Source organism: Bdellovibrio sp. HAGR004 (genome assembly GCF_055397015.1).
The window spans coordinates 1,061,443-1,088,420 of the sequence record NZ_AP029176.1; the positions used below are offsets into that span (position 1 = coordinate 1,061,443).

Sequence of the window (26,978 nt, forward strand, 5' to 3'; positions counted from 1 at the left end):
TTCGCTCAGAGGGCCTTCCTACTTTTTTCCCAGAGCCTCTTTCAGAATCAAGTTGTCCAAGGACAGATTTGCAATAAGCTTCTTCATTCGGGCATTTTCTAGTTCAAGCTCCTTGAGGCGTTTGGCCTCGGTCGTGCTCATAGAGCCGTACTTCTTTTGCCACTTATAGAACGTTGCATCTGACACCTTGTGCTGGCGGCAAAGATCTTCCACTGACTTCCCCGCATTTCTCTGACCCAAGATTTCAATAATCTGCTCTTCTGTGAACTTACTCTTTTTCATCGAAAAACCTTCTTCTGCCCGTTTTTTGGGCGTTTATATCAGGCTTTTACGAACTTTCAAGTGGCTTGGTTTATTGGGGGAAGGTCAACATCATAAGGATCAAGCCAATTGCTATTGGAATCGACGTCGTTCCGATGCTCATTTGATTTAGTGTTGGAACAACTCCAGGTACGAAGTATCCGAGTGCAATTCCCACGAACATTGCGAGAAAAATCCAAAGAGTTAAAAAGCGATCTAGAAAGGAAAGTCTTTTGGGGTTCATCAGCATTTTCCCTCAAAACAATCGGTAATGCGACAGCAAGCCACGGCTTCTTTGCTCTTTGCGCATGCGCGGTCGATTTTTTTCAGCGCAGTTCTAATTTTTTCTAAGTCTTTTATTTTTTCTTCGACTTCTTGAAGCTTCAGCTCGGCTAAAATTTGTACGTCGCCACAGGTTGCTTTGGGATTGGTATTTATGTGTAGAAGGTCTTGAACTTCTTTAAGGGTAAACCCGAGCTCTTGCGCGCGTTTGATAAATCGAATGCGCTGCACATCCTCGGTTGGGTACTGTCTAAAGCCGGTTTTACCTGAAGGTTTTTTAATAAGGCCTTTGCGTTCGTAGAATCGAATTGTTTCTACTCCTACTGAGGCTTCGGCTGCTAATTTGCCAATAGTGTATTGTTTCATATATGAAGCTTAAACTCCGTACTATGGTACGGAGTCAAGATTAATAAAAACATCGGTCAGAACGAAATAATGGAAGGTCAGCCATGTTTTGGGGCACAGCATTTATTTCTTAAATGTGCTTCCGCTCGAGTGATGAGCATTGGATCAAATATGAGGTAAATGTGCAGGGCAGCGACTATAACCGCGCCCGGAAGTACTCGCATTACGATTAGTTTTGAAAGATCAGGAACCTCTGCGTATATTGTTGCGTTCAGATGCCATGCCTCATTCGGCAAAGCTGCGAATGCCAAAGTCAAAGCCGCCACCCTTAATGTTGTGAGGGTGATATGTACGAGATATTCATTTGATGGCAAGCCACCCAAGGTCGCCCTACTTTTGTTCTCATTCAGAACATCGAGTACTTCAGTTATTAGATCAAAAGCGAGTATGACTAGGGCAATCCATAGAATGTAACTTTGCAGTCCAACCCAATATACAAGAACGACGGTGGGTACAAATAGCACAGCTCTAAGAGTATGGGTTATGTGCTCGAACTTCGAATCTGTACGTTCTTGCAGTCGAAACTTCCAAAGGTGATAGTAGATTCCATCGAATGCTGATAGCAAAAGGAATACTAATAGTACCCAAGAGCTTGCAATCATAAGTGTGTGATTCATGGGAACTCCTCTTATGCGTGCATATATATGCACGCATCTGGATAAATTTTTACGGACAACAGTCTTTAATTGCGCGATCTACTTTTTGGAAAAGAGCATACACTTTCGTCCGGAAGCCATCGGCATCAATTTCAAAAAAAGAATTGCGCGAAATTTTTTCGTGCTTAAGGAGGCCAGTTTCCACCAAGTTGTGGAGGTGTCGCGAGAGGACTGAGCGATCCTTCTTGATACATTTTGCAACTGTTGCGACGTCAGATTTTCCATTGATCAAAAGAAACTTCAGGATTTCTATGCGAACAGGCTCGGCCAATGCTTTGAAGAATTGAGAATCAAAGACTTCTACGAGATCTTTTAAAGCATTTTGTTTTTTTTGGGTTGCTGTCATGCTTAACAATATGTGCATTTAAATGCACATGTCAAGTTTTGACAAATCTGGAGCGAATTTGAGACATAACGATGTGTAAATATAATCTCGCTCATTGCTGAGGTCGTAAATGATGCGGGGCTCAAGGGAACTCTGTCGTCCAACTGATCCAATTGCTTAGTAAAGAAAAGGAATTCATTCCATTGGTTAAATATACTTAGTTATCTCTTTGATCTCGTCTAAATCTATATCTTTGTGGTTCCCATCCAGACAATGTTCAATATGTTCGTGAATGTAAACACTTTTTGCCGCTGAAATTGCTTTAGCCACGGCATGAATTTGTCTAGCAACATCAACGCATTCTCGTTCCTCTTCAATCATCGCAATAACTGTTTCGAGGTGTCCTTTTGCTCTTTTTAATCTTTTGGAGACGTCCTCATGACCTGCGTGTTGCTTTTTGTGTGACATATCCCTATATATCCCCCCCTGGGGGATAGGATGTCAAGAGGTATGGGGCAGATATTTAAAATTGAAACACAGTTACTGTTGGGACGACTACTGACCCGTTCAGGAGATCAGGCTTGGGACTTCGTTGTGCCATTCGCGTTGCTTCATGTTTTCCCGGGTAAATTGCAGATAGCAGCATTCTATTATTTGATCATCAAGATCGGCATATTCCTCCTAACAACTTGGGTAGGTAAGTGGATCGATTCAAATCAACGTCGTAAAGTTGTTAAAATAGGAGTGTGTGTCCAATTTTTTGCAGTTTTAGGTGGTATTGTTTGTTTTTATCTTCTGGATCGTTCAGTTCATAACAAGACCATTTTCCTAGAAGGTGCAGTTGTAGTAGCTCTTTTCGCATTCCTTTCCTTTTTTGGCGTTTTGGCTTCATTGGGTTCCCTTATTACGGATATATCTGTCGGAAATGATTTAGCTCCTGCCATGATACCTGCCGATCGGTTGACTCAGTTTAACAGTTGGTTGCGTCGAATAGATCTAGGAACAGAGGTCGGAGCCCCAATAGTTGCAGGTATTTTATTCGCTCTCGAATCTCCAAATATTCATTTGTTGGGTCTTGTAATCGTAGCTTTATGGAACTTAGTTTCGTTTGTTCCAGAGTATTTGCTTCTTCTAAATGTGATACAGGAATCGGGTCTTCATATTAAAGAAACTGGTACAGCTAAACGCTGGAAAGACCTTTTCCATTTTAGTTTTAAAGAGGCTATTTCTAGGCCTATTTTTTGGTTGATCTTTAGTTACGTGTTCCGTTTCACTTAGTTTGACCGGGTTCGTTTCAGATACTTTGACCACCTGATTTTTGAGGGTTTATTGGTCTTTCTACTCGCTGTCAATATCGTTGAAAGTTATTCGTCCCTTCATGCGGTGACTGGGGCCTTCAAAAATGCAAATATGGGCATTCTCGAACATCCTGTCGATGGCAGCACTTGCCAGGATCGGATCGGTAAAAACTTGTGGCCATTCTTCAACGTCGCGGTTGCTGGTTAAGATCATAGCCGAATTGTGCTTGCGTCGATCAAATAAATCGAAGATCTCCTCACTCACGTCTCGTGGCATTGTTACGACGCCCCAGTCATCCAAGATCCATAGCTTTGATGTTAGAATTTGTTTGAATAAAACATCGAGCTTATTGTTCTCGCGCGCTTTACGGATCTTTGTCCCAAGTCTTTTTACACTCGTACAAAAAACACTGTGACCAGCCTGCGCAGCGCTCATCCCAAGAGCAATCGCAAGATGACTCTTGCCCGTGCCGGGACTTCCCAAAAACAATGCAATTTCGTTGTTCTCGATAAACTTTAAATCTTTCAGATCCTCGATTTTTTCGCGCGGGAGTTTTTTATTGAAATCCCAATTGAACTGCTCAAAGCTTCTTCGCTCTGGGAACTCCGCTTTCTTAATCCTTTTTTCTACGGCGTTATCTGCCCTTGCATCTAATTCCGTGGATAGAAGCTCACTGAGCCACTTAAGATCCTGGCTGCGTTTTCCTTTTTGAACTAAACCCTCGATCTCTGCGGATGCCGCGGGCATTCGTAACTGCTTTAACTGATCGCGTATCACATCTATTGTCATAACTGTCTTTCCTTTCAGTGGGCCTGGTTGCTATGAACCAGACGTAAATGGTTTTTATACTCACTCATGTCGCGCGCAAACTTACCTCCCACCGTCTGCGCGGATAAAACCTCCTCATGACGAGGAGCTTTGGGTTTTGGCTTTGCCATAATATTCAATAGTTGATGAACTGTTTTTAAATTTACCTGTGATAACTCCAGCGCTGAAAGGCAGGCCTTGTCGATGTCGGCATTGCTGTACTTCTTGTTCAGCGTCAGAAGACCCCATACGCTGCGTGTATCAACAAAACCTTCGCCTCGAGCCAAAATAATTCCTACAAAGCGCTCAACATTGACGCCGATAATTTTTGCTTGCTTCAGATAGTGACCATGATCTTGAAGAGTCTTCTCCCAAGACTCCTTGTAATGATCTTTACAGGCTTTACTTGTGAATTTATCTTGGATGCGCTCGTAAACTTCTAACAGTCGACCGTTGCAGTAGATACTTACTTGAACTGAATTACCAATCACCAAAGCTATTTCGCCTTTGAGTCTTGTGTCTACTCGGTAGTACTTGTTTGCAAAGCGAACATAACCATCAGACCTCACTGTTGAGCGAGTGATGGTTTCCACTTCGTAGCGTAATAAAGGAAGAGGCTTTAACAACGAGGCTTCATCGTTAAGAAACACATCCAAAGGTTTTTGTAGGTGAGTCCCGTGCTTTCTCTCATTGGCGATACTCATCTTTTTATTCATGTGTGACTGTGCGCCGCTCAGTGAATATTGGGACTTATCGTAGGATTCAAAAAGGCGACGCTTCATTGGAACCATTCGCTCCACTTTGCCTTTTTTCTCTGGAGAATAAGGCGGCAATGCCTCGACAACGAACCCGTAGTGCGAGGCCAGTCTTTCAAAGGCCGGGTTCAACGTCGGCTCGTGCTTTGATGCCTCATGAACAAAGACTTTGGGATTATCAGAAGTCACTTTACGAGGGACTCCGCCAAGTTCCTCAAACATGCTTATTAAAACTTCGGCAGTTGTTTCAAAGTCGAGTTTCTCTACAACTCGGGCCATCTCGTAACGAGAATGCCCAAGAACGCCAACGAAAATCCAAATTGTTTTTTTCTTTTTTGTGACAGGATCGACGACGTCAAAGAGCTTTCCCCAGTCCACCTGCAGACATTCCCCCGGTGAGTGAACAAGCTCCATCACATTGCGCGCAGGTGCGGATCGCATAAGTTTGTGGCGGTGAATGTAGCGGTAGAAGTTAGATCGCGGGACAGAGAGCGGAAGCTCTTCAAAAATACTTTGCGGACTCCAGCCAAGTTCAATGCGCTCCTTGATCCATTCGCGCTTGGGATCTAAGATGGCATCCGTTTCAATGGCCTTCTCGCTGCGACCATCGCGCAGCGGAAACAGCGCCTCTGGGTAAGGTGGGATTTCTTTTGAGGTTTTGCAGTAGATTTTCTTCTCTGGGTTTGCGACGGCTACATAGCCATGCTCTATCGCCTGGTCGCGGATTTTTATGACGTAACCTTTGCCTTTACCAGTTGATTTAGTCAGTGCGGTGAGTGAGTGTCCTTCGCGAAGGCCTTCGACGATTTTTCGGTCCACTGTGATTTTCTCCAAGTCCTTTTTTCTGAGTTTCCGCATGCGTATTCCTTGCTGTAGTCTGGTTGTTAAACCAGCAGCTTAGCGCATGGGATCAGATGGAGAAAATGTGCTGAAAACGTAAGCAATTGCCCGGTCAAATTAGGTGGGATTTACTTCCCCCAAAGCCGGTCCACTTACGTGGGATTTGCCCCCCTTGAAACCGGTCAAACTACGTGGGATTGGACAAGTTACGCACTGCTTTGGCTTTCAGTATTGAGTCCTCATGGCGTACTACTAGCCGGATATCTGAAAGATAGGATGAAAATGCCAGAGGCAGAAATTGGTCTTTTCCGTGGTCTTGGAGCTGTTTTTGGTCTTATCTCAACTGTTACGTTTCCATACCTCGTCAAAAAAATGGGCCTTATTGAAAGTTCAAAATTACATCTCGCATTTCAGGGGTTTATTTTGACTGTGGGAATATCTGCTTTCGTTGTGGAAGTATCTGGCAGTGTTTATATTTTTCTAACTTGCATTCTTTTGTCCCGCATTGGCCTCTATGGATTTTCCAACGGTGAGTTTGAGCTTCGACAAAGACTGATCCCTGAGAGGAAGCGTGGTGAGTTGAACTCACTAAGCTATTTGACTACGACATTGGCAACTTTAGTGTTATTCGCTGCCAGTAGCTTGCTATCTAGTACTGAAGATTTTAAATATTTAGTATTTGCTTCCCTTGCAGCTGTATTGTTTGCGAATGTGGTTTTCTTTATGTGGGCGAAGGGAAACAAAGTATGATCGCAGAGAATAATCATGCGCAGATTGAGGAAGTTCAGTCACCTCCGGGATTGAACAAGTGGCCTATTTCTGAAACCAAGAGCTCGTCGGGTAACTACCTCTTCGAAAGTCCAAAGTCGCCCATCGCAAATGCAATCTACCTGCATTGCGGTTGATATTTAGTAAGTTCTGTCGACCTGTCGTCATGCATAATGTAAGATTACAAATAAAACACTTGAAAGTGCTTTTCGAGAGGTCTAAGGTCTGAGTCGTGAACCGAAAGTATGCGAGAGTCTTTTTAGGAGCTTTGGTATTCTGCCTTCTAGCTGTGTTAGTTGGAAGCTCGGTATTTTTTCATGCTGATGACTTAAGAAATAGTGATCAGGTCAGTGCCTCGTTCAATCAGATTCATAATGATAAAACGCCATGCAGTTCTGAAGATGCAAGCGATCCTTGCGCAAATGGGTTTTGCCATTTGGGTCACTGTGCAAAGCTGGTATTTCCAGCGACAGTTCTTTTCTCGTTTGAGATTAAATTACACGAGCCAATAGACTCAGAGACTCAAAGTGCTCTTGAGCGCGTTCTCGAGGGGCCATTTCAGCCGCCTCGAACTATCTAAATAGTTTTTCTTCACTTAATAAAATCCAAATAAAAATTTAAGGTGTGTTTATGTCTACATGTTCGAGACTGGCCATCGCACTGGTTTTGATTCCTGCGGCAGCATGGAGCAAATCGGGTGCCGAGTGTGGTCCTATGGTGAATTACAAACAAATTATTGCGTGCGCGGAAAGTAGATCTCCTGACGTAGTAAGAGCTTCACTTTCAGTGAAGGAAAAAACTGCCCTGACCGATGTTGCGGCACAATTTCAAAACCCGGAGCTTTCGGTAGTGTCATTGACAGGTGAAGTTGATTCAGAGAAGCGAAATGAGACAGATGTCTCCTTAGCATTTCCTATTGAATTGGGTGGTAAAAGATCTGCCCGTAAAGCAATTGCAGGCGCGGAAGCTTCCAAATCAGAGCTCGAGCTATTTCGGGCTAAAGCAGAAATTAGGAAAGCAGTCTTCCTTAAATTAATTCGATTGCGACAAATTGAAGGAGAGCTAGATCTTGTCGATGAATCTCTCCAGACCTTCACAAAGTTAGTGAAACAGTATGAATCTCGTCCAACTCTTTCACCAGAACAAGAAGTAACCTTGACGGTCTTTAAGATCGCAAAAGGTGAGTACAGCTTTAAGCGTATGGAGTTTGAAGAAGAGCTCTCATCTTTAGAGGCTTTTTTCAAGGTTACTATTGGACTGGGATTGGAAAGCGTTAAAAAAGCTCTCCCTCCTCGGATTGAAAAGTGGCCGACTGCCAGAGCTGACAATCCCGACATAAAGAATTCGCCGTTAGTATCGTTATATGAGGCTGACATTCAGGTTGCGAAGGGTGAGTTGAGCAAGGCCCAAAGTGAGTCATGGCCAACGATGAATTTAGGTCCCTCTGCGAAATTTTCGCGTGAGAGTGGTCGAGATTTTCAGCAATGGGGCGTAAATCTTAGCTTGCCGTTGCCTTTGCTAAACGTAAATGGCGCAGGACGAGCCGCTGCAAGCATCTCAGTACAAGCGGCGGAGCAAAAGCGAGACCTTGCCGTTCAGAAGTTGGAATCAGAGCGAGCTTCTTTAAATAAGTCTTATAGAAAATCAGTGGTCGCACTGGAGGAAACGCCGAATGGGCATACGCTTGAGACTAAGCACAAAAAAGTAGAAGGCTTATTTTTAAGAGGACTCGTTCCAAGCTCTCTTGTGATTGAGGCTCATCGATCCCTGGTGGATTTTGAAAAAACTCGAAATGAGCGAGAAATGAGAGCTGTTGAGTCTTATTTGGACATTCAAGTGATTGATGGCGATGTCGCGGGGTTAGATATATGAAAAGTTTTGCTCTAATTATCTTATTTTTGTTAGGTGGTGCCTTGTCTTTAGCTAAAGAGAATAAGGAAAAACATCAGAACCAAGAGGTTCATAAAGAGGTCGGAGATCATCATGAGGAAAAGGGTGAAGACGATCACGACCACTCCGATGAAAAAAAGGATCATGAGGAAAAAGATGGTGAACGCCATGAGGGTCATGAGCATGAAGGTGGCGAGCATGAGGAAGAAAACTCAAGCATAGGACCTGATAAAGGGATCACCATATTTAGTGCAGCAGATGGATTTAAATTATCTCCAGAAGCTATAAAGAATTTCGAACTACGGACAATTAAATTAAAAAATGTTGAACCTTGGAGTATTCCAACCTCGGCCGTTCTTTATTCGGGCGAAGAGATTAATATTTATCGAGTGCGCAATGGCTTTTATAAAAGGATTGATTTTTCAATTGTGTCGAAGAGCGAAAAAGAGCTGAAGATTAAAACTTCAGAGCTAAAGCCAGGTGACGAGGTTGTCACTCAAGGTGTCGCATTTCTTAGAACTGCTGAAATTGTTGCAACTGGCGGAGCCCCCGAAGGGCATAGCCATTAAGGTTTAAAGTCATGATTAATAAAATAATTCATTTTTCAGTATACAATCGCACGCTAGTTTTATTGTTCACGGGAATACTGGCGTTCGCAGGTTTCTATTCATTTCAGCATCTTCCTATTGATGCCGTTCCTGATATTACTAACAACCAGGTGCAGATTAATACAACGATTGAAGGCTTAGCGCCCGAGGAAATTGAGAGGGCCATTACCTTTCCTGTTGAGTCTTCAATGAGAGGAATTGCAGGTGTTCTTGAGGTTCGGTCAATCACTAGATTTGGCTTGTCTCAAGTAACTGTAGTTTTTAAAGACGCAGTTGACGTCTATCGTGCACGTCAAATGGTTACGGAAAGATTGCAAGGCGTATTGCCAGAGCTTCCCAAAGGCGCTGAAGCGAGACTTGGCCCGATTTCGACAGGTCTTGGAGAGATATTTCAGTACACGTTGGATTTTAAAAAACCTGCAAAAAATCCAGAAGAGCGTCTGAAACAGCTTATGGAGATTAAGGCGCTTCAAGACTGGTTTATTAAACCGAGACTCTTGACTGTTGAAGGTGTTGCAGAAATCAATACGACCGGAGGGTACGAGAAGCAATATCACGTACAGCCAAACATCAAAAAGATGGCTTCTTATGGAATTCATTTTGAAGACATTGTGGAATCTCTTGAGAAAGTAAATAAAAACGTTGGCGGTGGTTATATTGCACAAACCGCAGAACAATTCTTAGTCCAAGGAGTTGGTCTATTTAAGTCGGCCAAGGATATTGAAAAAGTGCCAGTTAAGCAACTCGACTCTTTTCGTATCATTCGCATCGGAGATATTGCCAATGTTAAACTTGGAAAGGAACTAAGAACTGGAGCTGCGACTCACAATGGTCGTGAGACTGTTTTGGGCACAGTCATGATGCTTCTTGGAGAGAACAGCAGAACTGTTGCTACCAGAGTTAAGGACAAGGTCGATGAGATCAGAAAGACACTTCCTTCTGACATTGATATGGTGACCGTTTACAACAGGTCGGATTTAGTAAACGCGACTCTGGGCACGGTTGAACACAATTTGATGATGGGTGCCACTCTTGTAATTGTTGTATTGTTTTTGTTGATTGGAAATATCAGGGCAGCAGTTATCACGGCCGTTACAATTCCATTATCGCTTTTGGCTACATTTCTAATAATGAAGCCTCTAGGAATTTCTGGAAATTTGATGAGCCTTGGCGCTCTGGATTTCGGGATCATCGTAGATGGAACCGTCATTCTTATTGATAACTGTGTTCGTTATGTTCATGAAAGAAGTAAAGAGTATGGCCGTAAACTGACTAGAGATGAGGTCCAAGCTGCTGTATACGAGGCAGCCGTTGAAGTCCGTGTTGCGGCTGGATTCGGTGAGTTGATCGTCGTTGTCGTATTCCTTCCTATTTTTGCTTTGACCGGTGTTGAAGGAAAAATGTTTGCGCCTATGGCTGCCACGTTTGCAATTGCAGTAGCGTCTGCGTTGGTTTTGTCTTTCACTACGGCTCCAGCGTTGGCATCCCTGATCCTAAAAGGGAATGCCGAAGACAAAGAACCTAAATTCATGGAATGGATTCGCAAGGCTTATCAGCCATTGTTCGAGTTATCATTTAAACATCGGGTCGCCACCCTTACGACTGCAGTTATAGCTGTGATTGTTGGTGGAGTATTGTTTGCAACTCGAGGCGCAGAGTTTCTCCCTCAACTTAGCGAAGGCTCCTTTGCATTCCATATGATTCGTCCAGTTAACTTGAGTCTTGATCAGTCGATTGCCTTTCAGCAGAAGGCCGATCAGATTATTAAAGATTTTCCGGAAGTTGATAATGTTTTTTCCCGTATCGGAACCAGTGAAGTGGCGACCGATCCCATGGGAGTTAACATCTCTGATACATATATTATGCTCAAAGATAAATCTGACTGGCCGAAGTCCAATAATGGCAAGCGCCATACTTATGAGACATTGGTGAATGCTTTAGTAGCGCGACTTGAAAAGGAACTTCCAGGTCAAAACTATCTGGCATCCCAGCCGATTCAAATGCGTTTCAACGAATTGCTTGAAGGCACAAGGGCCGATGTTTCTGTGAAAATCTTTGGCCCCGACTTGCAAACCAACATGAATTTAGCAAAAGAGGTTCAGGGGATTGTCTCGAAAGTACCTGGAGCAGGTGACGTCGAAGTTGATCTAGCTGGAACAAGTCCAGTACTTAGAATTGAACCCAATGAAGAGGCTATTAGGCGATATGGTGCCAATACATCTGATGTTCTAAGTACTGTGTCAATTGCGCTAGGTGGGCAGGAGAGTGGATTCCTTTATGAGAATGAAAGGAAGTTTCCAATCGTTGTTCGCTTGAGCGACGACGAACGTTCGAATCTAAAGACTATTAGAAATTTGCCAGTAGGGTTGGGGACGAATACAACTACTCCTCTTTCAAATTTGGCAACTTCTAAATTCTCTGAGACATTTGGGTCTATCAATCGAGAAGATTCAAATCGCCGGTCTGCCGTACTTATAAATTTACGCGGTCGCGACACAGAAAGCTTCGTCAATGAAGCACAGCAAGTTGTTGAAGAGAAAGTCAAACTACCGCAAGGGTACTACATTCAATGGGGCGGAAACTTTAAGAATCTTCAAGAGGCTAGAAGTAGACTATTAGTGCTGACTCCAATTGCGCTTATTTTGGTATTGTTAATGATCTACGCTGCATTCAGAAGTGTCGGTCAAACAATGTTAATTTTCTCATGTATTCCATTTGCGCTCGTCGGAGGCGTAGTGGGATTAATTGCTAATGGTTTGCCTTTCAGTATTTCTGCTGGAGTTGGATTTATCGCTTTATCTGGGATTGCTGTGCTAAATGGTGTGGTATTAGTTAACTACTTTAATCAGCTTAAGAATCAGGGCAAGACTGGGAAAAACCTAGTTATGACCGGGACCTTAATCCGATTGAGACCTGTTTTGATGACGGCATTAGTAGCGATCTTTGGTTTCTTACCTATGATGCTCTCAACAGGAATAGGTGCTGAAGTTCAACGACCTCTCGCCTCTGTTGTGATCGGTGGGATTGTTTCCTCGACAATCTTAACCTTAATTGTTTTACCAACGCTCTATTCCATCTTCGAGAAAAAATTTATTGGCAGAGTAGCTCACTAGGAGATTCATATGGGTAAAGAATGTTGTAGTTCCGGTGATATGGGTTCTGATTCAGTAACTGGCGAATCGGGTGTGAATTTGCCGTCAGGGGCTGTCGAATCTACATTTAAAGTAAGTGGGATGGATTGCGCTGATGAGATCGCAGCTATCCAGAGCGCATTAAAGATAGACAGAGTTTTTAGGGTAGAAGCCAAATTAATGTCTTCTACGGTTCAAGTTTGGTACTCGCCGGATCTTGATAAAAATGAGATTCGCAGACTTATTAATAAATCAGGAGTTAAGGTAGTTGATCCAAATAAAAACACTAAGGCGATTTCTCGGCAACGTGTCGCCCTAGTTGTATCCTCTGGGATTTTGGTGTTTTCAGCAATTGTGATTAATTTCCTCATGAAAGAGCAGGGGTTGTTAAGTATAGCTCTTTGTTCGATTTCCATTATTTGTGGTGGCCTTTTGGTTTTTCCCAAGGGCCTTCGGGCAATTCGGCATGGACATTTAGATATGAATGTCCTGATGACGGTGGCTGTGGCTGGCGCGGTTTATCTTGGGGACTACACAGAAGCTGCGATGGTTGTTTTCTTGTTCGCATTTTCTGAGCTCTTGGAAGCCTTTAGTGTGGTGCGAGCACGCAAAGCTATTCAAGATGTAATAAATGTAAGCCCCAAAGTAGCGTTGCTGAAAACTGTAAATGGAGAACTAATTAACGTTGCAGTCGACACTGTTAAGGTGGGCGATACGGTCGTCGTGCGTGCGGGAGATCTTTTCCCAACAGACGGGAACGTTGTCACTGGAAAAACAGAAGTTAACCAAGCTCCCTTAACCGGAGAGTCTACTCCGGTTAAAAAAAATGTGGGGGATAGCGTTTTCGCAGGAACAGTGAATCTTTCTGGTTCGGTAGAAATTCAAGTAACGAAAATTTTAAGCGACTCTAAGGTCTCACAGATTATAAAAATGGTAGAAGAGGCGCAAAAATCGAAAGCTCCCTCTCAAAGATTCGTTGATCAGTTTGCCAAGATCTATACGCCAGCCGTATTTGTTCTAGGTCTTTTGATTTGCTTTGTTCCACCTTTGTTCTTTGGTGGGCGTTGGGAAGACTGGATATATAAGGCCTTAGTTCTTCTTGTAATAGCCTGCCCGTGTGCGCTAGTGATTTCTACTCCTGTTTCTATTGTGTCGGGACTCACGGCAATGGCTCGTAGGGGCGTCCTTGTAAAAGGTGGCATTTTTTTAGAAACCTTGGGTAGATTGAAAGCACTTGCTGTCGATAAGACTGGGACAATTACTGAGGGAGTTCCTCAGGTCCTAGTTATGAAAAAATGGAATGATCTTCCGGAAAGAGAAATCATCAAAATTGCCGCATCCATTGAGAAGCTTTCAAACCATCCACTGGCTCAAGCGGTGGTTCGTTATGCAGAAAAAAATGGGGTTTCAGTTGTAGCTGTAGAGCAAAGTCAAACGGAGCAGGGACGTGGCATCTTTGCGACAGTTGAGGGACATGAGTATTTTCTGGGAAACCATCGCTTCACTCATGAGTTGGGAGTTTGTTCGTCTGACTTAGAAAAATATCTTCAGTCTCTGGAGGAGCAAGCAATGTCAGTGGTTGTTGTCGGACATAAGCCACACGATAACTGTATCGGCGAAGTTCTTGGTGTATTTGGAATCGGTGATAAAATTCGCGAAGAGGCCAAATTAGCCATTCAAGATATTCACAAGGCTGGCTGTAAAACGGTTGTCATGCTTAGCGGCGACAATAACAGAACGGTATCAGCAATTTCAAAACAAGTAGGCATTGATAGGGTGTTTGGCGAGCTCTTGCCTGATGGTAAGGTGAACAAAATCAAGGAATTGGTTTCTGAGTACAAGTACGTGGGAATGGTCGGTGATGGAGTAAACGATGCGCCGGCTCTTGCGCAGGCTTCAATTGGAATCGCAATGGGGGCTATTGGAACAGATGCTGCGATTGAGACTGCTGATGTCGCTTTGATGAAGGATGATCTTCGGCAGCTCTCTGTTGCTATCATTCAGGGAAAACGTACCCTGGGCATTATCCGATTTAACATTGGATTTGCTCTGGCTCTTAAAGCGATATTTTTGATTTTAGCATTGTTGGGTTATTCGAGCATGTGGATGGCAATCGCGGCTGACACGGGAGCCACGTTGATCGTAATTTTAAACGCCTTAAGACTTCTAAAAATTAACGACTAATAGAAAATTGGAGAGATTTTATGAAAAATAGAGTTGGATTTTTGTTGGCTATTTCGACAATAGTAGGTGGTTGTGCTGGATCTGTAGTGAAGTATGATTCTGAGTCTGCCAAAAGTGGTGTTATCAAGGTGGCCTTGGGCTCGAAAGAGAATGTGCACGTGAATGATAAGGTTTACTTACTTGAACGCAAATGCCATGAGGCCGCCAAGGCACCCTGACCAGCCGGGAGTTTTGCTACCACTTACTGTGTTAATAAATCCTGCGCAAGTAATTTGAGCGTTGGCTGAAAAGTTTCCGGGGCTGGCGGTTTTCCACCCAAACTACTGTGTGGTCTCTTGGTGTTATAATGGACTCGCCAACGCTCAATAATGATCTTAGCCTCGAGCAACGAGTAGAATATTTCTCCGTCCAAAAGTTCATACCTCATCTTGCCGTTGAATTGAGGTTCCCCCTTTATCAGGAAGAGGGATATTTGAGTCTCGATGTGTTAGGCTGGTAACATAGCCTGCATTTCCCGTGCAAATTGTTTTGGTGTTTTCATTCCAATTCCACTGTGTGGTCGCTCTTCATTGTATTCTTTTCTCCATTTCTCAATGATGAAGCGAGCATGATCAAGACTCATGAATGCGTGATCATTCAAACACTCATCTCTGAAACGGCCGTTGAAAGATTCGATGAAAGCATTTTGAATTGGCTTTCCTGGTTCAATGAATTCAACCTCAACACCGCGCAGGTACGCCCACTCAAGCAATGCCTTCGACTGGAATTCGGGCCCATTGTCGCAACGAAGACGTTTCGGTAAAACTCCAAGGCCATCTAAGAAACGAGTAATTCTACTCCCTGAAATCGAGTACTCAACGAGAATTCCTGGACACTCCTTGGTAAAGTCATCCACTAGATTAAAGCAACGTATCCGTCGGCCAGATTCAATTCGATCACTTACATGCCGGATTTCACCGGAACTGACCACCCAAATTTCACAGGTTTGACCACCCCGATTTCATGAGGTCTGACCAGGTCAATTGCATCATTTGACCACCCCCATTAACGCGGATCGTTGGGCTTTTTAAGAAGCTTCAGATACACCTTTGGACTTCCCAAAGGAGGTATCGGTGGCCAAAAAGAAGGGTCCCAAAATGATCGAGGATTTGGTACGGCGACGAGCCAATGGTGATGGGTTTCAGACCATCGCAATAGATTTAAGCATTGCCAGGAACACCGTCAAAAGCCGCCTTAAAGATGCCGGGGCATACGAGGTTGGTGATGCCCAGAGGCTATTGTTGGAGGGATTTAGCTCAACCACCGTGCAGATATTTTCTCCACACTGGAGTTCGCAGGTCGTATGGGAAGAGGCCCTTAAGGAAATTGAGGGTGGCACGCCGATTAAAGAGTTCTGGGAAAATAATTTAGGCGCCAACCCCGCAGCAGATCTTCGCAATGTTCCCTATGAGACATTTTGGCGGGAGTTCCGCCGCCGTCATCCCAACATCAACGTCCACTACCATAAAAATCATGAGCCGGGACTCCGTACGGAAATTGATTATAAGGGCGATACCCATGGTCTGGGGTATATCGACAAAGCAACCGGGGAATTCATAGCCTGCCGATTGTTTGGCCAGGTTCTCTGCAATAGTCGTTTATTTTTCCCTTATGCCACCATTAATGAAAAACAATCCTCTTGGCTTGCGGGCATCCGCGAGGGGTTCAAATACTTCGGTGGGGTTACTCAGGTATTGGTGGTGGATAACACCCGGTGTGCTGTGAATGCGGCGGACTGGTTTGATCCGGACATCAACCAAGAGTTTTACAACTTCTGTAACCACTATGGCACAACAGTGGTGGCTGCGCGGCCTAAACGACCAACCGACAAAAACCTTATTGAAGTTCACCTCGGGGTCTTCTGGCGGTGGGTCCGTCGTCGCCTGCGACAGCAACAGTTTTTTTCTATAGGAGAACTAAACCGCTATCTCTTGGAATGTGCCGATGAATTCAATGAACGCTACCAACGAAAATATGGTTCTTCGCGAAGGGAAAGATTTGAACAACAGGAAAAATCCACTCTAAAACCCTTACCTGTCAGGACCTATGAAGCTGGCGAGTGGAAGAAGGCCAAGCTTCACGAAGACTGTCACATACAGCACAAGTACAATTACTACTCAGCCCCTTACCAGCAGCGTGGCAAAGATCTCGATGTTCGCGTCACCTTGACTCATGTTGAAATATTTTATCAGCAAGAGCGTATCGCCATCCATCAGCGCCGACCGGACCACCAGCGAGGTAACTACTGTACCGACAAATCCCACTTACCAGAGAAATTCCAAGCCATGGAAGAGATGAGTGTTGCCCGCCAAATCAGAGATGCTGCCAGGATTGGCCCAAGCACTGGCAAGATTATCAACACACTTCTAACTGATGTGTCACACCCCCTGATGTTCCTTCGCCGTACGATGGGAATCTTGCGCCTTAAGGGCCGCTATGGTGCCGAAAAGCTGGAAAGGTCTTGTGAGATTCTCATAACACACGGACGAACTAAACCAACGGTCAAAGATGTCGAGCGAATGCTGAAAAGCCCCAATCTCGGCAATAAACCCAAAGCAGTGCCAATAGAAAGAAAACCAAATCCTCATCTGCGCGGGCAAATGAGTTTTACAACAGAAGGAGCTAATAACTATGAGTCAACCACTCAACATGACAGATCAATATCTGACGGAACTGTCTCTTAAGGGTATCCGTGAGACACTGAGTCTTCGGATTAAAGAGGCCCTTGATGCGGATCTTGATTATGAAGGATTTATGAACCTGATTCTTTTTGATGAAATCCAATATCGCAAAAATCTTCGTAGGCAGCGACTCCTAAAGGCTGCGGGATTCAGATCCCAAGCAAGTCTTGAGGGGATCAATTATTCGAAAGTCCGCAACTTCGATAAGAAGACTATCCAAGAGCTGGCCACCATGCGCTTTATTGACGACGGCATTAACGTCCTCATTTTTGGTGCCACAGGGGTCGGGAAAACGTACCTAGCAACGGCCATCGGTAATCATGTCTGCCGCAACAGCAGGTCCGTTGTGTTTTTGAAGATGAACTTGTTGTTAGAGAAAATTGCATTGGCTAGAGCCGAGGGAACTTATTTGAACTTCCTGAAAAGAATCCATTCCGCAGACTTGTTGATTGTTGATGATTTCGGAATTAAAGCGCTGACGGAACAACAGTTCCAGGATTTCTACGATGTCCTTGATGAACGGGAAAATGGCAAGTCCACAATCGTGACGACACAGCTTCCTTCAGAAAACTGGAACGAAGTAATTCAAGACCCTTTGGTTTGCGAAGCCATTTCGGACAGACTCACCGCACGAGCCTTTAAGATTCTAGTAAAGGGTCCCAGCAAAAGAGGCGATGCCGCTAAAGGATTGACAGATCATTCGGAACATGAAAATTAACCAGCGTCCCTACGGTCCGCCAACCACCTCAAGGGGTGGTCAAACTTCGTGAAATTCAGGTGGTCAAATCGGTGAAATCGAACATACAAAATCCATCGACCATACTTCGTTCGGCGCAGTGGCTTTCGGTCGTGGGAACCTCAACACGGATCCCATCTTCTTTTTCTTGCGGTTCTTAAGTTGTAACCCAAGCAGCGCGTAGATCCGTTCTGTGCGCTTGTGATTTTTTACCAGGCCCTCTCTACGAAGATACCAATGAAGTCTTGGAGAGCCATAGCGGCGATGCTTCGCCGCTAGCGCAAGCATACGCTCCCGTAAGGCCGTATCATCTTGAACCTTACCTTCGTAGTCGAGGGTAGACCTGTTTAGGCCCAAAACACGGCAGGCTCTCGCCTTAGACACTGAAAACTCCTCGACAACTTTGGTCGCAGCAGCTCTCTTAGCTTTGGGCCCTACCACTTTTTTGAATTCACTTCTTTCAGAATTTGAATATCGAGTGCTTGATCAGCCACAAGACGCTTTAGACGATTGTTCTCTTGCTCGAGTTCCTTCAGCCTTTTGGCTTCAGAAATTTCCATTCCGCCAAACTTAGACTTCCAGTTGTACAGGGTCTGTTCGTGGACACTAAGCTCGCGGCAAAGGTCCTTCGGCTTTTCGCCGGCTTCCCAGCGCTTCAGGGCTTTAATGATTTGTTCTTCGGTAAATCGCTTCTTCATAGGCTCTCCTTTGTTCTTTTGACACGAAGAGACTCATTTATCAAGCTTCCTAGATTATTGGGGGAACCTCAAGGGCTGCCGGATCGGATTTGACTTTGCCGTTTGTAAATTTGCGAGATGGGTTAGATGGATGGGGTAGCAGGACTCGAACCTGCGAATGACAGAATCAAAATCTGTTGACTTACCAACTTGTCGATACCCCAACAAGGTGCATTTGCGAAAACCCAAACTACGGATTTTGCGGCCTAAAATCAAGAAAAGACTTCTTGCGTCAGAAGATTGATGGGGATTGCCAATAAAAAAGCCCGTCAGGGATCTGACGGGCTTAACGTTTCCATCGGTGTTTGAAGCCGCCGTCCCGGGTCATCTCCACATAAAATGGCCCGTTGGCGTGTGAGCAGGGAACTTCAGACCTAGTAGTCGTCGTTGCCGTAATCGCTCCCAGGAGCTTTCTGGCGTTTTAGACTGACAAGGGTCTCACCCATGGATTTGAGTTCTTTTTCATAAGCCTCAAAAATGAGGTCTTCAATCATCGCCCGGGTCTCCTGATTCAGGGGGTGGGCGATATCGCGGAACTGGCCGTCTTTGCGCTTCTTGCTGGGCATGGCCACAAACAAGCCGCTGGTTCCCTGAATAACCTTTAAATCCCTCACCACGAAGCAATTATCGAGAGTGATCGAGACATAGGCCTTCAGCCGGTCCTCATTGACGGGGAAAACTTTCACCTCGGTGACTTTCATACAGTCCCTTTCTTGTTGCCGTTCTTGTTGCAATATCCGTTGCTCATCTTGAACCGCCGAAGCAGCTCTTTTGTCGCAATCTTGGAGCCAAACTATGGTCCCGTATTTCTTCTCGGTGAGACTTTGAAAAACTAAAGACCTAGGTCGAGGATTTTTTTATATTTCGCCATTTTGTCCCGCGAACGCCCCAAAACGAGGCGGTGCTTACTTATATAGCAGCAAAATAAAAAAGCCCATCCGAAGATGGGCTTTGAAGCAGTGCTCTTAATTAAATTTTATATGCTCAAATCTATTCAATATTAATAATTTGGATACGGGCATTGCGGGCAATGCGTAGGGTGTTCTTGCCCTTTTTCAAGGATTTTAAAACGTCTTTAGAGTTGTCTACCGGTTGCTTATTAACATCCAGAATCACATCACCCACACGAAGGCCGCCTTTGCTGGCGACAGAGAAGCGTTCGGTCTCAATGACAACCGGTTGCTTCATGTCGTCTGGCAGGCCCCACTCCTGGCGCAGTTCCGGGGTTGGATCAATCACCGAGAAGCCCAAATTAAACGGAGCTTTCTGACCCGCATAGGTTTTCGCGCCAGCCTTGCGAGCTACACGTTTTTCTTCCACACGTTCAGCCGTCGTTACATTCAAGGTCAGTTCTTTGTTGTTGCGGATCAGCTTGGTCTTAACAGGTTTGCCAATCGGAGCATCGGCCACGGCATCCATAAGATCCAAAGTCGAACGAATGGTCTTGCCGTTAAACTCAGTCACGATGTCATACATTTTTAAACCGGCCTTCATCGCAGGACTGCCCGGTGCAATCCCTGTGATCACGGCGCCACGAACATCGCCCAGTCCCAGATACTCGGCAGCTTCCGGATCCAAGTCACCCAAGCTTGTGCCCAGGAATCCGCGAGCAATGCGGCCCTTGCTTTCAAGTACCGGAAGGATCGCTTTGACTTCATCAATAGGAATCGCAAAACCAATTCCTTGAGCGCGGGCATCAATCGCCGAGTTCACACCGATCACCTGACCTTTGGTGTTCACCAGCGGACCACCAGAGTTCCCCGGATTGATGCTGGCATCTGTTTGCAGCAGGGGAATCTTATTGATCTCGGTGATGTCGCGGCCTTTTGAAGAGATAATCCCTTTGGTCATCGAGTGACCGTGACCGAACGGATTCCCGAAGGCGGCCACCCATTCACCCACTTCAACGGAGCTGGAGGAGCCCAGAACCGCCACCGGAAGTTTTCCCTTCGGTGTGATCTTGATCAAAGCGATATCAGTTCGTTCGTCGCTGCCGACCAGAGTGGCTTCATAAACATCGGTGGATTTTTCACTGAGTTGGACATTGATAATATCCGCACCCGCTATCACGTGATTGTTAGTGATAATCAATCCGTCTTCACGAATGATGAACCCGGTTCCCAGGCCCATCTGCTGAGGGCGTTGTTGCTGCTGAGGCTGCTGCATACGGAAGCCATAAAGCTGTTCCAGCATATCCAGCATCGGATCACGCATGCGTGGGGAGTTTTTGGGTAGTGCAGTGGTGGAAATATTCACAACGGCCGGGTTGATGGCCTTGGCCAATTCCACAAACAAATTGCCGGGAAGTGGATCGTTGAGCTTCATTTTCGGCGGATCTTTAGGAAGCTCTTTCGTTCCAGTTTGAGCTTGCGCAGTCAGGGCAACGGACAGGAAAAGAACGAGAAGTGTCTTCATAGAAAAATTCTCCTTACATAGACACAAATTTCATTTGCAGATCACTGATTAAGTTTTCCAAAAATTTAGCTTCGTCGCTAGTCAAATTCCCCTTGGTCTTTTGTTGCAAGACCACCAAAAGGTCGATGTTAAAGCGAGCCATATTTTTATCTTTGCTCACTTCACCATTGGCAGGGTTCGGGGCAAGACCCATGGCCATCACGGCGGAAGAGGCCACAGACATAATCAAAACCGAGAAAGAAGCTTCTAATTTTTCAGTCATAGTTCAGGTCCTTTTTCTAATCTGAGTTTTCTGTTTATTCTGTCAAGTTTAGATGGGGTAATAGCCCATCAGTTTCTGCAGTCTGACTTCGATGGCCGGATGGGATTTTAAGAACAAATTCTTTTGTTTAAAGCCCTCGGGGTTCACCATGAACAGGTGGCTGGTGCAGGCCGGGATTTCCAACGGCTGGGTTTGTGCCAGACCCTCCATGCGCCATAAAACTTCGCCCAGCTTGTTTCTGTTTTCCAATAATTCGGAGGCCATCAGATCGTTTTCAAAGAATGATTTTTCAACCACTACGATTTTTATAATCAGCCAGCCCAGCGGGGACAGTAAGGGCATAAAGAACTGCAGGTTGTAAGGCAGAAGGTTGTCCAGGAATTGCCCCAGCCCCACGACGGAATTAGCTAAGGTGCTGCTAACGCTAAAAGCAAAAGTATCCAGACGACGGATATGGCAGATCTGGTGGGCCACGACAGCCTCCAGTTCCTCGTCGTTGAGCTTATTTAATAGCCCCACAGTGAATCCCAAGGAACCACGCTTCCAGGAATGTCCCACGCAGAATGCGTTCACGGAAGTGTGTGGCGTTACGTAAACCGCTGGAGCCGGCATGGACAGTTGGGCCGAAAGGCGTTCGACCTTGTCGATCAAACCCCAAGAGTCCTGACCTTTGATTCTTTGGGCATTGAGCTTGGCTAGCACACGACTTTCGCCGTAAATGAAGACGAAAAGATTCAAAAGAACTGCCAACAAAAAGCCCATCAACAGGCCCAGACGTTCCCCCAATTGGTAGCCCAAGATAAGCAGGGCCAGGGAGCTTGAAAGAATGAAAATCCAGACTTTTGTATTGTTGTTAATCATATAAAATTTGTCCCACTTAAATCCCAGGTTGGCAAGCGGGGAGGACGCGGCGTTATGCCAGCCCTCAAAATAGTTTTTCCTGACATGGCAACTCTAAACTTGCGAAGTCTTTGGGATAATTGTGAAATAGATTAGTTCTATTCTCCGGGAGGCAAGAACGTGAGTGAAGTCGATATCATGGCCCTAAATGCCGCAATCAAGCAGGAAAGCCAATTCATTGATAAGATGATGGCGGAAATCAACAAAGTTGTCGTAGGGCAAAAAGAAATGGTGGAAGGCATCATGATGGGCCTTCTGACCGGCGGGCATATCCTGCTGGAAGGTGTGCCAGGCTTGGCAAAGACGCTGACCATTGCCACCGTTTCTAAATCCATTTCCCTGGATTTCCAACGTATTCAGTTCACGCCGGATCTTCTGCCGACGGATTTGATCGGGACGATGATTTTCAATCCAAAATCAGGTGAGTTCGCTCCACGTAAAGGACCGATCTTTACCAATATCGTGCTGGCCGATGAGATCAATCGTGCCCCTGCAAAGGTGCAGTCCGCGTTGCTGGAAGCCATGGCCGAAAAGCAGGTCACTATCGGGGAGGAATCCTACAAGCTGGCGGCCCCTTTCCTGGTTTTGGCGACACAAAATCCACTAGAGCAAGAGGGAACGTATCCACTGCCAGAGGCGCAGATGGACCGTTTCATGTTCAAGATCAACGTCGTTTATCCGGGTAAAGGCGAAGAGCTTGAGATCCTAAACCGCATGGGCACGAACGAAAAACCGGTCGTGAACTCTGTGATTTCCAAAGAAGACCTGCTGCGAGCTTCCGAGCGTGCGGATCAGATCTACGTGGATAACAAAATTAAAAACTACATCGTGGAACTGATCATGGCCTCCCGTAAACCGGGGGAATATGGCCTGAGCCGTATCGCCAATCTGATCAACGTCGGCGGATCTCCGCGTGCGACGATCAGCTTGTATCGTGCAGCGAAAGCTCACGCGTTCCTGCGTGGTCGCGGTTATGTGACAGCCGAAGACGTGAAGGCCATTGCCTACCACGTTCTGCGCCACCGTCTGATTCTGACTTATGAAGCGGAAGCGGAAAATATCAAAACCGATGACATCATCAAAGAAATCCTGAGTCAGGTAGAGGTGCCCTAGTGAGCCTGCCTCCTGAGGTCTTAAAAAAGGTCAAACTGCTGGAGATCAACACAAGGAAGCTTGTGAACAATCTCTTTGCGGGTGAGTACCACACGGCATTCAAAGGCCAGGGTATGACCTTTGCGGATTTCCGGGAATACGTTCCGGGCGATGATGTGCGTTCGATCTCCTGGCCGCTGACCGCGCGCACGGGAAAACCGTACATCAAAACCTTTGAAGAAGAGCGCGAGCTGACTCTGATTCTGGCCGTGGACGTCAGTGGTTCCAGTGATTTCGGAACGGGCCCTTATTTTAAGGGTGAAGTGATGACTCATATGGCAGCCTTGTTGGCGTTTTCTGCAGTGAAGAACAACGACCAGATTGGTTTGTTGCTGTTCAGCGATCAGGTGGAACACTTTGTACCACCGAAAAAAGGCCGAGGCCACGTGCATCGTCTTTTGCGTGATTTGTTTTACTATAAACCCAAAAGCCATCGCACCAAGCTTTCTGCCGGGTTTTCATACCTGCAGGGGGTTTTGAAAAAACGTGCGACGGTCTTTGTCTTTAGCGATTTTATGGATCAGGGCTTTGAACAGTCCTTGCGTTTGTTGGGAAGAAAACACGACGTTGTGGCCTGTGTGGTGAACGACGCGGCGGAATACTCTTTGCCTGCGATGGGTGTCATCGAAGTGCAGGATGCCGAAACCGGTGAAATCGTCACGGTGGATACGTCTTCTCAAGGTTTCCGTGAACAGTACGAAGAAGCCGTGAACAAACGTAAAGATCAGCGGGATAAGATGCTTCGCCTGGCACAGGTGGAGCGGGTGGATGTGAAGTCCAGCGAGGATTACGTGAATCCTTTGGTGGCCTTCTTTAAGAAGAGAAAATAATGGCGGCGATTCAGTGTAAGGCAGAAATTCCCAGTGTTGAGGGACTTAAAGACAACGAGCTCACAGTCGGGCGCGAGTTTTTGCTGGTCTGTGACGGGGATTTCCCTAAAAATCTGCAACAGGAAAAGCTTCATTTTGTTCTAAAACCAGAACAGAAGTATCAAATTCATTTTTTGGGGTTTGAGTTCCGGTCGCCAACCCAGGCCGATATCAAGGCCACAGCTTATACAGCTGGCAACATCCAATTTGAAGATCTACAAATTTCTGATGGTGTTCAAACCCTCAGCTTAGGTCCCATTCACTATGGGGTGCAATCCGTGCTGCCACCGCAACAGCCCGGCGAAGCTCCGGTCAAGCAAGAACCCTTCGGTCCGATCGGACCCGCCAGTATTGGGGTGCCGATGCTGTATTGGGCTTTGTTAGCCGGGTTTATCGGCTTGCTGATATTGATCGCAATTTCCAAAGTCTATCGAGTGGTGCAAAGACGCAATATGCTTGATCGCTTGCGTGAGCATGATTCAGCTCTCAGTCCCTTGGCCGAATTTCATCAGCAGTTCCGACGTCTGCAAAGAACCAACCCTGTGTTCTTTGGTCAGGATGCTGATTCAGCTCAGATTGATGAAGTTCTGGTTGAAACCCATAAAAGTTTTAAATTATTCCTGACCCGTCAGTTCCGTGTTCCGGCGCTGGAATGGAGCGAGCGTCTGGTGATCAAGGATTTAAAAAAATACCATGGCAAAGTTTATGCGGAGCTTTCTGAGGACCTTAAAAAAGTTCTGCGTGAATACCAATTGGCTTTTAAAGACCGCAAAAATCTGTCCAGTACCGATGTGCTGAATCTGGCAACCCAGGCGCGCATTCTGGCTGAAAAGATGGAAAGGTTGTCATCATGACTTACCATTCCTTATGGGCCTTTTGGTTCCTTGTTCCCCTTGTTTTAGTGCTGGTGTGGATCTTCTGGCAGCGCAAAAAAAAGACACCGACGCTGCAGTTTGGCTCGGTTGAACTGCTAAAGTCAGTTGCGCCGACTTTGCGTACACGTCTGATGCATCTTCCAAATATCTTGAAGGCACTGGGTTTGATTCTGGTCATTGTGGCGCTGGCCCGTCCACAGACGATGAACACCAAGGTTCGCAAGAATGTGGAAGGTATTGATATCGTCATCTGTCTGGACGTGTCCGACAGTATGTTGATCGAAGACATGAAGCCGCTGAATCGTCTGGAAGCCGCCAAAGAAACCATCGGGAAGTTCATCGAAGGCCGCACCTCTGATCGCATCGGTCTGGTGGTTTTTGCCGGTGAATCCTTTACGATGGTTCCACCGACATTGGATTATCAGATGATCCTGCAAAGGGTGGCGGATATTTCCAGTGCCTCCAGTGCAAAGATCAAAGATGGTACGGCTTTGGGTGTTGCCATGGCCAATGCTGCGGGTCGTTTGAAGGATTCCCAAGCGCGCAGCCGCGTGATGATCTTTATGACAGACGGGGAAAACAACTCAGGGACCATTGACCCGGAAACAGGTCTTGAGATCGCCAAGGGTTACGGTATTAAGGTTTATTCCATCGGCATTGGTAAAGACGGTCCGACACGCATCCCGGTTTATGGCCGTGATATTTTCGGTCAAAAGGTGAAAACCTATCAGCCCTTTGAAAGCACTGTGAACGAAGAACTTTTAAATCGCATGGCTTCTGATACGGGCGGTAAATACTATCGCGCCACCAACGAAGGGGCCCTTCGCAATGTCTTTAACGACATCGACCGTTTGGAGAAAACCAAGATCGATGTGAACAAATACACCAACTACACCGAAGAATTCCCGCCGTTTTTGATTGCCGGATTGATTTTGTATCTGGCGGGCCTGTTGTTGGGTCGTTCCTGGTTAAGGAGGGTGCCGTAATGTTTCGCTTTGAAAACATAGCCGCCTTTAACTACTTGTGGCTGATCCCCGTGACTATTCTGATCGGGATCTTCTTTGACCGTCGTTCCCGTAAGCAAATGGAAACGGCGATTGGCTCCAGGTTGTATCCGTTCTTATCCAGCTCCGTATCGCGAAAAAAACGCTCCATCAAAACAGCGCTACAGGTCCTGGCTGTTCTTTGTTTTGTGCTCGCCCTGGCTCGCCCGCAAATGGGAGAGTCCCAGCAGGAAGTCAAAAGCGAAGGGGTCGAGATCATTTTTGCCGTGGACGTTTCAGAAAGTATGATGGCCGAGGATGTAAAACCGTCTCGTTTGGCGCAGGCCAAAGCCGAGCTGAGCCGTCTGGTGGATTTGATGCCGGGAAACAAGGTCGGTATTGTAGCCTTCGCCGGATCAGCCGCACTGTTGTCACCCCTGACTAATGACCCTGGTGCGATCAAAATGTATCTGGAATCCTTGGAGCCAAGTTCGGTGTCTTCCCAAGGAACTAACTTCACAGAGGCGTTGAAAATCTCCAAGGAAGCTTTTGAGCGTGGCGGTGTCACCACTGATGACACTGTGAAAGTCACCCGTGTGATCCTGATTGCCTCGGACGGGGAAGATCATGAGCAAGGGGCTTTGGATGAAGCAAAGAAAATGGCCCAAGAGGGCATTCGCATTTTCTCGCTGGCCTACGGGACAGAAAAGGGTGGTGCGATCCCGGTTCGTGATGGCATGGGCTTTTTGAAGGGTTATAAGAAGGACCGCCAAGGTCAGACAATTCTGACGACGGTGAAGGGGGACGCGTTGCGTGCCCTGGCCGAGGCGGGTCAAGGAAGTTTCTATTTTGCCACCTTCGGCGGGGAACAAACCAAGCTTTTGGTTGAAGACATCAGTAAACTTGAAAAAGCTCAGTTCGACACCACCATGGCCGTTCAGTATGAAGAACGCTTCCAGACTATTTTGATGATCGGAGTTATCATTGCGCTGCTCGAGTTGTTCTTGGGTGAGCGCCGCACCTCTTTCCGATTCTGGAAAGGCCGCTACGAGGTACCCCCAGCATGAAGCGCTTGGCCT

General features: G+C 46.0%; 28 protein-coding genes, 1 tRNA gene and 2 pseudogenes. 14 read left to right on the forward strand and 17 right to left on the reverse strand.

Annotation, left to right across the window (positions count from 1 at the left end):
• Window positions 1-18: 18 nt before the first annotated feature.
• From tnpA to ACZ5ZV_RS05460, 6 genes and pseudogenes are all read right to left on the reverse strand, one after another.
• On the reverse strand, window positions 19-282 hold the full coding sequence (tnpA, locus tag ACZ5ZV_RS05435) for an IS66 family insertion sequence element accessory protein TnpA (RefSeq protein ID WP_464119616.1): 264 nt from the start codon (window positions 280-282) through the stop codon (window positions 19-21).
• An 88-nt stretch (window positions 283-370) separates the two neighbouring features.
• Window positions 371-550, reverse strand: a pseudogene (locus ACZ5ZV_RS05440) (arsenical-resistance protein); the annotation flags it as partial.
• Window positions 544-948 carry a MerR family transcriptional regulator gene (locus tag ACZ5ZV_RS05445; protein WP_464120426.1) on the reverse strand — a complete coding sequence of 135 codons (405 nt, stop codon included), beginning with the start codon at window positions 946-948 and terminating at the stop codon, window positions 544-546. The gene ACZ5ZV_RS05445 and the pseudogene ACZ5ZV_RS05440, both read right to left, overlap by 7 nt.
• Before the next feature lie 77 nt (window positions 949-1,025).
• Window positions 1,026-1,604: a hypothetical protein gene (locus tag ACZ5ZV_RS05450; RefSeq protein WP_464120427.1), complete on the reverse strand. Its 579-nt coding sequence runs from the start codon at window positions 1,602-1,604 to the stop codon at window positions 1,026-1,028.
• 49 nt (window positions 1,605-1,653) lie between these two features.
• Window positions 1,654-1,875, reverse strand: a complete 222-nt coding sequence (locus ACZ5ZV_RS05455) for a hypothetical protein (RefSeq protein ID WP_464120428.1) — start codon at window positions 1,873-1,875, stop codon at window positions 1,654-1,656.
• 300 nt (window positions 1,876-2,175) lie between these two features.
• The gene (locus ACZ5ZV_RS05460) at window positions 2,176-2,436 is read right to left on the reverse strand and encodes a metal-sensing transcriptional repressor (protein WP_464120429.1); all 261 of its coding nucleotides are present in this window, start codon (window positions 2,434-2,436) and stop codon (window positions 2,176-2,178) included.
• A 30-nt stretch (window positions 2,437-2,466) separates the two neighbouring features.
• Here ACZ5ZV_RS05460 and ACZ5ZV_RS05465 point away from each other — a divergent pair, with 30 nt between their 5' ends.
• Window positions 2,467-3,246: an MFS transporter gene (locus tag ACZ5ZV_RS05465; RefSeq protein ID WP_464120430.1), complete on the forward strand. Its 780-nt coding sequence runs from the start codon at window positions 2,467-2,469 to the stop codon at window positions 3,244-3,246.
• A gap of 60 nt (window positions 3,247-3,306) precedes the next feature.
• Here ACZ5ZV_RS05465 and istB (ACZ5ZV_RS05470) read toward each other — a convergent pair whose 3' ends face one another.
• Window positions 3,307-4,056, reverse strand: a complete 750-nt coding sequence (gene istB / locus ACZ5ZV_RS05470) for an IS21-like element helper ATPase IstB (protein ID WP_464117240.1) — start codon at window positions 4,054-4,056, stop codon at window positions 3,307-3,309.
• Window positions 4,057-4,070: 14 nt separating this feature from the next.
• Entirely contained in the window at window positions 4,071-5,687 is a 1,617-nt protein-coding gene (gene istA, locus ACZ5ZV_RS05475; RefSeq protein ID WP_464117241.1) for an IS21 family transposase, read from the reverse strand.
• A 138-nt stretch (window positions 5,688-5,825) separates the two neighbouring features.
• On the opposite strand from istA (ACZ5ZV_RS05475), the gene ACZ5ZV_RS05480 reads away from it, so the two are divergent.
• The 6 genes from ACZ5ZV_RS05480 (at window position 5,826) to ACZ5ZV_RS05505 (ending at window position 14,468) form a co-directional block, all read left to right on the forward strand.
• Window positions 5,826-6,419: an MFS transporter gene (locus tag ACZ5ZV_RS05480; protein ID WP_464120431.1), complete on the forward strand. Its 594-nt coding sequence runs from the start codon at window positions 5,826-5,828 to the stop codon at window positions 6,417-6,419.
• A gap of 648 nt (window positions 6,420-7,067) precedes the next feature.
• Window positions 7,068-8,309, forward strand: coding sequence for a TolC family protein (locus ACZ5ZV_RS05485; protein WP_464120433.1), 1,242 nt, complete (start codon window positions 7,068-7,070; stop codon window positions 8,307-8,309).
• Window positions 8,306-8,896, forward strand: a complete 591-nt coding sequence (locus ACZ5ZV_RS05490; protein ID WP_464120435.1) for a hypothetical protein — start codon at window positions 8,306-8,308, stop codon at window positions 8,894-8,896. Before ACZ5ZV_RS05485 ends, ACZ5ZV_RS05490 begins: the two co-directional genes overlap by 4 nt.
• 11 nt (window positions 8,897-8,907) lie before the next feature.
• Window positions 8,908-12,048 (forward strand): efflux RND transporter permease subunit, encoded by a 3,141-nt coding sequence (locus ACZ5ZV_RS05495; protein WP_464120436.1) that lies wholly within the window; start codon window positions 8,908-8,910, stop codon window positions 12,046-12,048.
• Between the two features lie 9 nt (window positions 12,049-12,057).
• The gene (locus ACZ5ZV_RS05500) at window positions 12,058-14,250 is read left to right on the forward strand and encodes a heavy metal translocating P-type ATPase (protein ID WP_464120437.1); all 2,193 of its coding nucleotides are present in this window, start codon (window positions 12,058-12,060) and stop codon (window positions 14,248-14,250) included.
• A gap of 20 nt (window positions 14,251-14,270) precedes the next feature.
• Complete coding sequence (locus ACZ5ZV_RS05505) at window positions 14,271-14,468, forward strand: hypothetical protein (protein WP_464120439.1); 198 nt, start codon at window positions 14,271-14,273, stop codon at window positions 14,466-14,468.
• Window positions 14,469-14,491: 23 nt separating this feature from the next.
• Here ACZ5ZV_RS05505 and ACZ5ZV_RS05510 read toward each other — a convergent pair.
• Together ACZ5ZV_RS05510 and ACZ5ZV_RS05515 are read right to left on the reverse strand one after the other, a co-directional pair.
• Window positions 14,492-14,689: pseudogene (locus tag ACZ5ZV_RS05510) on the reverse strand (integrase core domain-containing protein); the annotation flags it as partial.
• A 48-nt stretch (window positions 14,690-14,737) separates the two neighbouring features.
• Window positions 14,738-15,220, reverse strand: a complete 483-nt coding sequence (locus ACZ5ZV_RS05515; protein ID WP_464120441.1) for a transposase — start codon at window positions 15,218-15,220, stop codon at window positions 14,738-14,740.
• Window positions 15,221-15,362: 142 nt separating this feature from the next.
• Between ACZ5ZV_RS05515 and istA (ACZ5ZV_RS05520) the strand changes: the two genes are divergently transcribed.
• Together istA (ACZ5ZV_RS05520) and istB (ACZ5ZV_RS05525) are read left to right on the forward strand one after the other, a co-directional pair.
• Complete coding sequence (istA, locus tag ACZ5ZV_RS05520; protein ID WP_464119800.1) at window positions 15,363-16,973, forward strand: IS21 family transposase; 1,611 nt, start codon at window positions 15,363-15,365, stop codon at window positions 16,971-16,973.
• Window positions 16,921-17,688 (forward strand): IS21-like element helper ATPase IstB, encoded by a 768-nt coding sequence (istB, locus tag ACZ5ZV_RS05525; protein WP_464119802.1) that lies wholly within the window; start codon window positions 16,921-16,923, stop codon window positions 17,686-17,688. The genes istA (ACZ5ZV_RS05520) and istB (ACZ5ZV_RS05525) overlap by 53 nt, the downstream gene beginning before the upstream one ends.
• A gap of 63 nt (window positions 17,689-17,751) precedes the next feature.
• Here istB (ACZ5ZV_RS05525) and ACZ5ZV_RS05530 read toward each other — a convergent pair whose 3' ends face one another.
• From ACZ5ZV_RS05530 to ACZ5ZV_RS05560, 7 genes are all read right to left on the reverse strand, one after another.
• Window positions 17,752-18,090, reverse strand: a complete 339-nt coding sequence (locus tag ACZ5ZV_RS05530) for an IS3 family transposase (RefSeq protein WP_464120442.1) — start codon at window positions 18,088-18,090, stop codon at window positions 17,752-17,754.
• A 50-nt stretch (window positions 18,091-18,140) separates the two neighbouring features.
• Window positions 18,141-18,404, reverse strand: coding sequence for a transposase (locus tag ACZ5ZV_RS05535; protein ID WP_464120444.1), 264 nt, complete (start codon window positions 18,402-18,404; stop codon window positions 18,141-18,143).
• A 127-nt stretch (window positions 18,405-18,531) separates the two neighbouring features.
• Window positions 18,532-18,607 (reverse strand) — tRNA-Gln (locus tag ACZ5ZV_RS05540).
• 210 nt (window positions 18,608-18,817) lie between these two features.
• Window positions 18,818-19,144 (reverse strand): septation regulator SpoVG, encoded by a 327-nt coding sequence (gene spoVG / locus ACZ5ZV_RS05545; RefSeq protein WP_011165187.1) that lies wholly within the window; start codon window positions 19,142-19,144, stop codon window positions 18,818-18,820.
• 289 nt (window positions 19,145-19,433) lie between these two features.
• On the reverse strand, window positions 19,434-20,858 hold the full coding sequence (locus ACZ5ZV_RS05550) for a trypsin-like peptidase domain-containing protein (RefSeq protein ID WP_464120445.1): 1,425 nt from the start codon (window positions 20,856-20,858) through the stop codon (window positions 19,434-19,436).
• A gap of 13 nt (window positions 20,859-20,871) precedes the next feature.
• Window positions 20,872-21,120: a DUF1844 domain-containing protein gene (locus ACZ5ZV_RS05555; RefSeq protein WP_464120446.1), complete on the reverse strand. Its 249-nt coding sequence runs from the start codon at window positions 21,118-21,120 to the stop codon at window positions 20,872-20,874.
• A 48-nt stretch (window positions 21,121-21,168) separates the two neighbouring features.
• Complete coding sequence (locus ACZ5ZV_RS05560; RefSeq protein ID WP_464120447.1) at window positions 21,169-21,981, reverse strand: M48 family metalloprotease; 813 nt, start codon at window positions 21,979-21,981, stop codon at window positions 21,169-21,171.
• Window positions 21,982-22,158: 177 nt separating this feature from the next.
• Here ACZ5ZV_RS05560 and ACZ5ZV_RS05565 point away from each other — a divergent pair, with 177 nt between their 5' ends.
• Genes ACZ5ZV_RS05565 through ACZ5ZV_RS05585 form a run of 5 tightly spaced genes read left to right on the forward strand, consistent with a single transcriptional unit; the run spans window position 22,159 to window position 26,966 of the window.
• Window positions 22,159-23,133 (forward strand): AAA family ATPase, encoded by a 975-nt coding sequence (locus ACZ5ZV_RS05565; RefSeq protein ID WP_464121391.1) that lies wholly within the window; start codon window positions 22,159-22,161, stop codon window positions 23,131-23,133.
• A complete protein-coding gene (locus tag ACZ5ZV_RS05570; protein ID WP_464120449.1) occupies window positions 23,133-24,002 on the forward strand; it encodes a DUF58 domain-containing protein in 870 nt (289 codons plus the stop codon). Before ACZ5ZV_RS05565 ends, ACZ5ZV_RS05570 begins: the two co-directional genes overlap by 1 nt.
• Window positions 24,002-24,895, forward strand: a complete 894-nt coding sequence (locus ACZ5ZV_RS05575) for a hypothetical protein (protein ID WP_464120450.1) — start codon at window positions 24,002-24,004, stop codon at window positions 24,893-24,895. Before ACZ5ZV_RS05570 ends, ACZ5ZV_RS05575 begins: the two co-directional genes overlap by 1 nt.
• The gene (locus ACZ5ZV_RS05580) at window positions 24,892-25,902 is read left to right on the forward strand and encodes a vWA domain-containing protein (protein WP_464120451.1); all 1,011 of its coding nucleotides are present in this window, start codon (window positions 24,892-24,894) and stop codon (window positions 25,900-25,902) included. The genes ACZ5ZV_RS05575 and ACZ5ZV_RS05580 overlap by 4 nt, the downstream gene beginning before the upstream one ends.
• Window positions 25,902-26,966, forward strand: coding sequence for a vWA domain-containing protein (locus tag ACZ5ZV_RS05585; RefSeq protein WP_464120452.1), 1,065 nt, complete (start codon window positions 25,902-25,904; stop codon window positions 26,964-26,966). The genes ACZ5ZV_RS05580 and ACZ5ZV_RS05585 overlap by 1 nt, the downstream gene beginning before the upstream one ends.
• Window positions 26,967-26,978 lie beyond the last annotated feature (12 nt).

Bases quoted from the DNA above. Each gene is read 5' to 3' on its own strand.
- ACZ5ZV_RS05460 (WP_464120429.1), bottom strand. From the start codon at position 2,436: ATGTCACACAAAAAGCAACACGCAGGTCATGAGGACGTCTCCAAAAGA.
- ACZ5ZV_RS05450 (WP_464120427.1), bottom strand. From the start codon at position 1,604: ATGAATCACACACTTATGATTGCAAGCTCTTGGGTACTATTAGTATTC.
- tnpA (WP_464119616.1), bottom strand. From the start codon at position 282: ATGAAAAAGAGTAAGTTCACAGAAGAGCAGATTATTGAAATCTTGGGT.
- ACZ5ZV_RS05490 (WP_464120435.1), top strand. From the start codon at position 8,306: ATGAAAAGTTTTGCTCTAATTATCTTATTTTTGTTAGGTGGTGCCTTG.
- ACZ5ZV_RS05585 (WP_464120452.1), top strand. From the start codon at position 25,902: ATGTTTCGCTTTGAAAACATAGCCGCCTTTAACTACTTGTGGCTGATC.
- istB (WP_464117240.1), bottom strand. From the start codon at position 4,056: ATGACAATAGATGTGATACGCGATCAGTTAAAGCAGTTACGAATGCCC.
- ACZ5ZV_RS05580 (WP_464120451.1), top strand. From the start codon at position 24,892: ATGACTTACCATTCCTTATGGGCCTTTTGGTTCCTTGTTCCCCTTGTT.
- ACZ5ZV_RS05535 (WP_464120444.1), bottom strand. From the start codon at position 18,404: ATGAAGAAGCGATTTACCGAAGAACAAATCATTAAAGCCCTGAAGCGC.
- ACZ5ZV_RS05550 (WP_464120445.1), bottom strand. From the start codon at position 20,858: ATGAAGACACTTCTCGTTCTTTTCCTGTCCGTTGCCCTGACTGCGCAA.
- ACZ5ZV_RS05505 (WP_464120439.1), top strand. From the start codon at position 14,271: ATGAAAAATAGAGTTGGATTTTTGTTGGCTATTTCGACAATAGTAGGT.
- spoVG (WP_011165187.1), bottom strand. From the start codon at position 19,144: ATGAAAGTCACCGAGGTGAAAGTTTTCCCCGTCAATGAGGACCGGCTG.
- ACZ5ZV_RS05500 (WP_464120437.1), top strand. From the start codon at position 12,058: ATGGGTAAAGAATGTTGTAGTTCCGGTGATATGGGTTCTGATTCAGTA.
- ACZ5ZV_RS05465 (WP_464120430.1), top strand. From the start codon at position 2,467: ATGTCAAGAGGTATGGGGCAGATATTTAAAATTGAAACACAGTTACTG.
- istA (WP_464117241.1), bottom strand. From the start codon at position 5,687: ATGCGGAAACTCAGAAAAAAGGACTTGGAGAAAATCACAGTGGACCGA.
- istB (WP_464119802.1), top strand. From the start codon at position 16,921: ATGAGTCAACCACTCAACATGACAGATCAATATCTGACGGAACTGTCT.
- ACZ5ZV_RS05575 (WP_464120450.1), top strand. From the start codon at position 24,002: ATGGCGGCGATTCAGTGTAAGGCAGAAATTCCCAGTGTTGAGGGACTT.
- ACZ5ZV_RS05445 (WP_464120426.1), bottom strand. From the start codon at position 948: ATGAAACAATACACTATTGGCAAATTAGCAGCCGAAGCCTCAGTAGGA.
- ACZ5ZV_RS05555 (WP_464120446.1), bottom strand. From the start codon at position 21,120: ATGACTGAAAAATTAGAAGCTTCTTTCTCGGTTTTGATTATGTCTGTG.
- ACZ5ZV_RS05485 (WP_464120433.1), top strand. From the start codon at position 7,068: ATGTCTACATGTTCGAGACTGGCCATCGCACTGGTTTTGATTCCTGCG.
- ACZ5ZV_RS05565 (WP_464121391.1), top strand. From the start codon at position 22,159: ATGGCCCTAAATGCCGCAATCAAGCAGGAAAGCCAATTCATTGATAAG.
- ACZ5ZV_RS05560 (WP_464120447.1), bottom strand. From the start codon at position 21,981: ATGATTAACAACAATACAAAAGTCTGGATTTTCATTCTTTCAAGCTCC.
- ACZ5ZV_RS05495 (WP_464120436.1), top strand. From the start codon at position 8,908: ATGATTAATAAAATAATTCATTTTTCAGTATACAATCGCACGCTAGTT.